1 protein-coding gene is annotated in these 3,614 nt (G+C 39.8%); it reads left to right on the forward strand.

Features of this window, described 5'->3' with window-relative positions:
- The first annotated feature begins 381 nt into the window (after positions 1–381).
- Positions 382–3,285, forward strand: coding sequence for a hypothetical protein (locus J1782_RS00420; RefSeq protein WP_217151927.1), 2,904 nt, complete (start codon positions 382–384; stop codon positions 3,283–3,285).
- Positions 3,286–3,614 lie beyond the last annotated feature (329 nt).

The following is a 3,614-nucleotide window of genomic DNA, read 5'->3' on the forward strand; positions in this document are numbered from 1 at the left end:
AAATTTCATATACCACTATGAATTGATTTTTTTGAAACGCTAAAAAATTAGCTGGTATAATATGGGAAAAAATCGACGAACAACAACTTCCATACTCAATATGGCGGTTGTTTTTTGCTATCTGTAACTAGGGAGCTTAACACAATGAAAGAAAAAAAGGAATACTATACTCCGGTACGACTGAATGATAGACAAGTAACTGTACTGGATATGTTGATCAATAATGGTACATGTCGTACACGCTCGGGTGCGATTCAATACCTAATAAATAAGCAACAAGCATTGGGCTAGATCTTAGCCCAAATTTTAACCTAAAAATTTGGGCCAAAAGTAACACAAAATCAAAGGAAGATAAAAATACATAATTAACAAGGAGTTAAAATGAAAATTACAGCATTCGAAAATAGATATGCATCTGATAATGATGCAGTTAAGGAAAAAGCAGCAGCTAAAGGACAGCGTGTTGCAAACACATTACATCAAGATATTGAATGGGCAGGGTTTGTTGAGGGTGTTATCAATAAAGATGAATGGAAAACATTCTCTGCAATCGACAAAGCTTCATATGATCAATGTAAGCAGGGATTCGATGGTTTTGTGTTTGGTGAAATGCAGCCAGGCAAGCCAAGGAGCAGCGAAAATGTTGTGGCATTCCATGCGATAGTACTTGACATTGATGGTGGAGCTACGGTTTCAGAAGTTCAGGAAGATCTGAGACAATTTGAATACGTTATGTACAGTTCAGGAGGCACGGGTATTAAAGAAGGGGATCGTTTCAGGGTTGTAATGCCTTTGCATAGTCCTTTGACACCTTACGAGTGGAAGTACTATGCAAGCTCATTAAATGAACGTTTCCCATACTCTGATCAGTCTTTTAGTAAGAGTCTACAGATCCAATACTTCCCAATGTTGAACACTGCTCATGTGGATAAATTCATTTATTATCATGGTGTTGGAAAATGGATCGACCCAGGGAATGATATTCAGTATGTGCCAGCACTTAGTTTAGAAACAATAGTCAGTACTACCACTTGGTCTGACTTAAATTTCACATCCGATGAGATGGGCGACTTAGCACAGGCGATCACAGAGCATTGCTGTAATCAGCTAGGCTATGAAGATCGCCGTATTCTTGCGAACCGCTTAAAGCTAGTCGGTATGGATTGGTTTACATCAAAAACAGTACTTGATGCAGTTGCACGTCCTGGAGCAACGAATACCAGTGAACAAATATGGAATGGGGCTGATGCAGCCTATGCACGAGTTGAAGGGCTTTATAAGAATGTGGCGAAAGGAATTCGAATTCCAGCCATCGAACGTCGCATTGTGCGTGCGGTACAGGTATTACCGCATGTTCAGGTTGATACACGGTACGATGGTGACTGGACTCTAGCAGAAGATGAATATTTGTCTGATTATGTCGAACAGATGGATTTCAGTTCTGGCGTTTCACTTCTTATCAGCTCTGTAGGTACGGGCAAGACGAAGTACTGGTCATCGCGTAAAAATATCAAGTTTGTTGCTCCGCTTACGAGCATTGTCGAGAGTATTAGTGATACTAACAACCTAACGAGAGGCAATGTTGGTACGTGGAACCAGATCGAAAGTATTATCAATACAAAGGATAAAAGTATCTTTAAGGATATGACATTAGTTGTCGATGAAGCTCACGGTTTGATATGCGACTATTCGTATAAAAGCAATCTAATCAATAGATTAATATCAACATTTGATGCATTTAAATCGGTAGTACTTATGTCAGGTACAGTTAAAGCAGAATACTTCAGCAGTATCAATTTCAGTAAAGTGTACCGCCTCCGTAAACCAAGCAAGGCACAGAAGAATCTTTATCCTATTTTTTGCACAAACAAAGATGCTTCGATTATCCAACATATCAATATGTTAACAAACAGAACTATCGTTCTTGTCAACGACAAGAAGTTTTGCAAAGTGGTGCAGAATCGAATTGATCGTAAGTCCCTAATTGTTAATGCAGATGTGAAAGATACTGATGAAATCAGTCGATTTTTCAAATCAGGCCAGATGAACGATTACGAAGTGATTATCGGTACTAACAGCATTGTTGAAGGGCTTAGTATCGAAGATAAACTTGATAGTGTTGATGTAGTCATTTGGGACGATTTAGACCCAGATCGTATAGAGCAATTCACGAATCGTTTTCGCAATGTCAATACCGCTAAAAATGTATGGTATTTCGTTGATAAACGCACTGTAGAAGACATTGAAGAGTACAACAGGGATACAGTCGTTCATGATGCCAAAGTACTGTGTGATTCGTTACAAAGCGGTTATGAAAGGATTCAGACTGAAGCATTACGACGCTCATTCATAAAGCAGTTCAGCGGAGATATGGCACAGGACATGGTGTACTTCCGTCATGGAAAATTTTATGTCAGTAGCACCAGCGTCGATTATGACTACTTCAGCTACCGTGCTCAGGTGAGCCGTAACGATTTCAATGTGTTCTCTCAGCGTTTACATGCATTTGGGTTTAACGTGTTCTTCCCACGAATGGAAGATGGTGATGTACAGTCAGCAGAGCAAATTCGTGAGGAAAAACGGATAATCGCTGAAGCGAATAAAAAAGAGCGAGATATGAAGCTAGATGCCTTGTCAGCCGACATTCAGAACAACTGTGTGCAATTAGGGCAATATGGCGATCTATATGATTCCACTCACGGTTCCGTACAAAAACTTGTCGTGAAAGGGATGGACTGGAAGGATGCTACAGCGGTCATTGAGGGTTATAAGCAAGATGAGTCATTTTTCGCACTTTGCCATGATGATGCAGATTTTACGCCAACAGGGGCAACAATTCGTGAGTTGATCTCAGATGAAGCACAAAAAGTGCTACATAAAAATGGTTTTATCACTTCCGCTGATGCTAATCGCATTGCTAATTTAGTAGTACAAAAAGTAGCGGCTGAGTATGCAGATGGCACCGAATTATTGTTGAAAACTCGCTCATGGGCCAGTGATGTAGAGAAGTGTAATGCTTCCCTATCTAATGATCTTAATAATAGAAATGACCAAGCATTACAGATTCAAGTGAAGCAGAATCGATCACGGGCAGTACTCAACCGCTATGTACGGATCGGAAAGTCCTGTACACAGCGGATCGGCGGCAAAGTTGAGAGTGGCTACCGCATAGAGGCATTATCCCGCACTGGTATATCATTTTCACAGCCAGTTTCTTACATGATGCCACGCAATCCTGCTATTGAAGAACTTAAAGATCCGTTAAAAAGGCTAAGAGGGTACTAAGCCCTGTGGCCCGGCCATTACAGAAAAGATTGAGTATCTAAGTTATATATCAAAACTTGCTAAGTGCGGCACGAAGCGAAGCTCAATTGTGTGGAACGAGCGGGCTATTGATAGACGAATTAGAATAATTATTAGAAAATGGGACTTAAGCATCTTTTGGGTTGCTTAATGACTAGTAGTCTTTGCTAGAGGTATCACAGCCCTACAAAATAAAAGTAACAAATATAAGATAAAGCTTAGAGTGTTTTTTATACGAAATTGAATGTTGATAACCTAAATCGAGATTATAATAAATCGAATAATTAGCTATTGTTGCTCTGTCTCTTATA

Origin of the sequence: Rahnella sp. BCC 1045 (genome assembly GCF_019049615.1) — a bacterium.
Classification (GTDB): Bacteria; Pseudomonadota; Gammaproteobacteria; order Enterobacterales; family Enterobacteriaceae; genus Rahnella; species Rahnella contaminans.

Bases quoted from the DNA above. Each gene is read 5' to 3' on its own strand.
- J1782_RS00420 (WP_217151927.1), top strand. From the start codon at position 382: ATGAAAATTACAGCATTCGAAAATAGATATGCATCTGATAATGATGCA.